General features: G+C 71.4%; 3 protein-coding genes and 1 pseudogene. 1 reads left to right on the top strand and 3 read right to left on the bottom strand.

What is annotated here, in order from left to right:
- Positions 1–27: 27 nt before the first annotated feature.
- Positions 28–1,284, bottom strand: a complete 1,257-nt coding sequence (locus tag G6028_RS03635) for a glutaminase (protein WP_182658069.1) — start codon at positions 1,282–1,284, stop codon at positions 28–30.
- A 175-nt stretch (positions 1,285–1,459) separates the two neighbouring features.
- Between G6028_RS03635 and G6028_RS03630 the strand changes: the two genes are divergently transcribed.
- Positions 1,460–2,062 carry a fasciclin domain-containing protein gene (locus G6028_RS03630; RefSeq protein WP_182658068.1) on the top strand — a complete coding sequence of 201 codons (603 nt, stop codon included), beginning with the start codon at positions 1,460–1,462 and terminating at the stop codon, positions 2,060–2,062.
- Between the two features lie 133 nt (positions 2,063–2,195).
- On the opposite strand, the gene G6028_RS03625 is transcribed toward G6028_RS03630, so the two are convergent.
- Both G6028_RS03625 and G6028_RS03620 read right to left on the bottom strand, forming a co-directional pair.
- Positions 2,196–3,656 (bottom strand): FAD-dependent oxidoreductase, encoded by a 1,461-nt coding sequence (locus G6028_RS03625; protein WP_182658067.1) that lies wholly within the window; start codon positions 3,654–3,656, stop codon positions 2,196–2,198.
- 132 nt (positions 3,657–3,788) lie between these two features.
- Positions 3,789–4,206: pseudogene (locus tag G6028_RS03620) on the bottom strand (aminotransferase-like domain-containing protein); the annotation flags it as partial.

Below are 4,206 nucleotides of genomic sequence, written 5' to 3'. Positions count from 1 at the left end.
GGCGCGTGAACCCGACCCGACGACGCGTCAGCGGGCCGCCCGCCGGGTGACCGGTCGGGACCCGTCGCCGAGGTCCGGGTCGGGGAGACGGCGGCCGGGATCCGCGAGCCCCACCGGGTGCCCGTCCAGCGACAGCCGCCGCATGGACTCGAGCAACATGCGACGCGCGCTCGCGTTGACCGAGGAGACGCGGCTCAGATCGAGGGTCACCTCGCCGTCACCAGGTGGGATCTCGGCCAGCTGACGCAACACCTGCTCGGCGCTCGCGAACGTCATCGGCCCCTGGAGGCGGAACGTGCGCCTGCCGGTGATCTCGTCGAACCGCACCGAACGGACGGCCTCCACCTCGGTCACCGTGGTGTTCATCAGGTGGAGTTCCAGGTCGCGCGAGAGCCGCTCGAACGTCCGCACCCCCTCGACGCTGTGTCCGTGGTCGTCGAGTCGCGGCGAGAATACGCCGAGACCCACCTGGCCGGGCAGGGCACCGAAGATCCCGCCGGACACCCCGCTCTTGGCGGGGATCCCGACGGTGGACATCCAGTCGCCCGCCGCGTCGTACATCCCGCAGGTGGCCATGACCGCCAGCACCTGCCGTGCCACCGGCGCGGAGACGACGCGCTCGCGGGTGACGGGGTTGATCCCGCCGGTCGCCAGGGTCACGGCCATCACCGCCAGGTCGCGGACGGTCACCCGGTAGGCGCACTGGCGGGTGTAGCCGCGCACGGCCTCGTCGGGGTCGTCCTCGATGATCCCGCTGGCACGGACCAGGTTGGCCATCGCCCGGTTCCGGAACGCGGTGCGCAGCTCGGAGTTCATGACGGCCGCGTCCACCTCCAGGCGCCGACCGGCGAACGACGACAACCCTGCGGCCAGCGCCTCGTCACGCTCGTCCTCGGTGGCGCCGACCGGCCCGACCAGGGTGTGGGTGGTGATGGCTCCGATGTTGATCATGGGATTCCGGGGCCTGCCGCTGATCCTCTCCAGGGAGATCTGGTTGAACGCGTCCCCGGACGGCTCCACGGCCACCTTCTCCAGGACCGCCTCGATCCCGCGGTCGCGCAGTGCCAGCGCGTAGGCGAACGGCTTGCTCATCGACTGGATGGTGAACTCGGCGTCCGCGTCGCCGGCGGTGTAGACGACGCCGTCCATCGTGCAGGCGGCCACGGCGAACCGGTCCGGGTCCACGGCCGCGAGTTCGGGGATGTAATCGGCGAGGTGCCCGTCCGCGCCCGTCGAGCACAGGTCGCGGATCTCGAGTAGGTAGTCAGGTACCGGGGTCTTCACGACCTCAGGGTGTCACGGCGCCCTCCGGTCGCGCGCCCCGACGAGTCTCTCCCGTGGGATCGGGGATGCGTCCCCGAGGTTAACGGCAGTACAACGATTGTGTCTCACCGGTTACATCTGTCGCATCAGTCCCGTCACACTGGGGTTACCCCCGACCCAAGACGAAAGGTTGCTCATGAAGCGGACGATCGCAGTAACGGGAGCTATCGGACTCGCAGTGTTCATGGGGGCGTGCGGCACGGACGACACGGCCGACGACGCCACCACCACTGAAGAGACCACCATGACCACGGAGATGACCACCGAGGAGACGACCGAGGAGGAGACGACGGAGGAGCCGGCGGCCACCGGCAACATCGTCGAGACCGCGATGGCCGCGGGTAACTTCACCACCCTCACTCAGGCCCTCGAGGCCGCGGGCCTGGTGGAGACCCTCGAGGGTCCCGGCCCCTTCACGGTGTTCGCTCCGACCGACGAGGCCTTCGCGGCGCTGCCTGACGGCCAGCTCGACGAGCTCCTCGCCGATCCGACCGGTGACCTGGCCCAGATCCTGCAGTTCCACGTGATCGAGGGCGACGTCATGGCCGAGGACGTCATGGGGATGGACGGCGAGACCGTCGAGACCCTCCAGGGCGGCGAGTTCACCGTCGAGGTGGAGGGCGAGACCGTCATGCTGGTGGACGGAGCGGGCAACCGCATCACCGTCATCCAGACCGACGTGCCCGCCACCAACGGCGTCATCCACGCCATCGACGGGGTCATGATGCCCCCGGCCTGACAGGCACGACAGGGCCGATGACACGACTTCGCCCCGGCTCGACCCGTCACGGGTCGGGCCGGGGCGTAGCTCTGTCCCGGGTGGTCGTGAGAACCCCCGGCGACTTGGACGTTCGTCCAATCCGGGGGTCGGGTCAGGCCTCGTCGTAGCGCTTGAGATCCCGGGTCGCAGGCCCCTCGAGCAACTCGCCGCACGCCGAGAAGCGCGACCCGTGCCACGGGCAGTCCCAGGACCGCTCGGCCTCGTTCCAGCTCAGCGCGGCGCCCATGTGGGGGCACAGGAGCCCGACCCGGCAGGTCCGGCCGTCGTCTCCGGTCGCCTCGCCGATCGGCCGGAGGGTCGGCCGGGGAGGACGGAGGGTCGCCTGCACGGCGGTGGCCGCGAGCTGCACCGGGAGGTCCGCGTACAGGGAGACCGACGTGCGGAGCACACCGGTGAGCGAGGGCTTGCCGAAGGAGACCCGTGGCTCCCGTCCGCTGAGCCGGTCCACCATGATGCCCGCCGCCGCCGGTGCGCCCGTGAGGCCCCACTTGCTGTACCCGCCGGCGAAGTGCACACGCCCCTTCCCCCACGGCATCGGGCCGGACTTGGGCAGCAGCGTGACCGGGTGGAAGTCCTGCGCGGACCAGCCGTGGGTGAACTCGGCACCGGGGAAGTGCTTCGCGGCGTACTCGCGCAGCGAGTCGATCTTGGAGTCGGTGCCCGCGGCCGTCCCGGTGCGGTGGCCGTTTCCTCCCACCAGCAGGACCTCGCGGTCGCCCACGGGCACGGTCCGCAGCGAGCGGACCGGGCTCTCGACCGAGCCGTACATCCCCTCCTGCAGACCGCCGGGGTACTCGAACGCGCAGAGGTAGGACCTCTCGGCCTCCATCGACGCCGCGGTGGGGCCGCGGTCCAGGGCCGGGGACGCGGTGGCCAGGACGACGTCCCGCGCCGAGCAGGTGCCGCCGTCGCTGCGTACCTCCACCTGGGCGTCCCCGTCCTGCCCGCGCACGTCCAGGCCCGTGACCCGGGAGTGCTCGACGATCCGCACGCCGAGCGCCGTCGTCGCGCGGACCAGTGCCCCGAGTGCCTCGACCGGGTCGAGCTGCATCTGGTCGGGCAGCTCCACGGCGGCCCGGGCGGGGAACGGCACGTCGATCCGGTCGTACCACCGGGCGGGCAGTCCGAGGGCGTCGAGCGTGCGCTTCTCCGAGCGCAGAGTGCTGGTCCCCTTGAGGCTGCGCGAGAAGGTGACCGCCCGGGGTCGCTGCACGTCCACCCCGTGGGACCCGCAGAACTCCGCCCACCAGTCCAGGCCGTACTGGTTGGCCTCCGCGTAGGCGCGGGCGGTCTCGAGACCGTGGTGCGAGCGGATGGTCGACAACCGGGTCCCCTGCAGGACCGAGACCTTGGCCGTGGTCGAACCGCTGGCGCCGGCGCCCACGGTGTGGGCCTCTAGCACCACCACGGAGCTGCCCCGTGCGGCCGCGATCAGGGCGGTGATCAGGCCGGTGAAACCCGCCCCCACCACCACGATGTCGACGTGTTCACCCTCGGGGAACTCCGCCACCGGGGGATCGATCGTCGTGCGTCGCCAGAATGATGTGCCCATCGTGCGTCTCCTCTGAGCTCGGTACGACCCTCGCGGCCACTGTAAGGCCGCACTCCTCGGCCCGCACCCGCTGAGGCGAACCGCCCCGGCGCACCTGCCGCCGATCCGGCGCCGCCGATCACCTGTCGTCGATCACCTGCCGTCGATCACCTGCCGCAGCCGCGCGGCGAACTCGTCCGCGTCGCGTGCCACGAGCCGCGAGTAACTCAGCACCAGCCCCGACACCGGGTACTGCGCCGACTGCCCGCTCAGCGACCGCGTGCGCCATCCGGCCCGCTCGAGCTCGCGCACCACCTCGTCGTCGTCGTATCCCGGCAGCAACACACACAGGTGCAACCCGGCCTCTACACCCGTCACGTCGAGGTGGGGACACTCCCGCGCGAGCGCGGCCACCAGGCGGTGACGGCGGTCGCTGTACACCCGCGCCGCCCGCGCCAGATGGCGGTCCATCGCGCCGGAGTCGATGAACGCCCCCATCGCCTCCGCGGGCAGCGTCGACGGGCCGCGCCGGTGCACGACGAGCCAGCGCTCGACCTCGCGGCGTAAGGCG

It is taken from the genome of Dietzia cercidiphylli (assembly GCF_014145145.1).
GTDB classification, from domain to species: Bacteria; Actinomycetota; Actinomycetes; order Mycobacteriales; family Mycobacteriaceae; genus Dietzia; species Dietzia natronolimnaea.
This window is presented reverse-complemented; position numbering and strand designations above follow the sequence as displayed.

What these genes read in the sequence shown, in the direction of transcription:
- G6028_RS03630 (WP_182658068.1), top strand. Translation starts at nt 1,460, where the DNA reads ATGAAGCGGACGATCGCAGTAACGGGAGCTATCGGACTCGCAGTGTTC.
- G6028_RS03625 (WP_182658067.1), bottom strand. Translation starts at nt 3,656, where the DNA reads ATGGGCACATCATTCTGGCGACGCACGACGATCGATCCCCCGGTGGCG.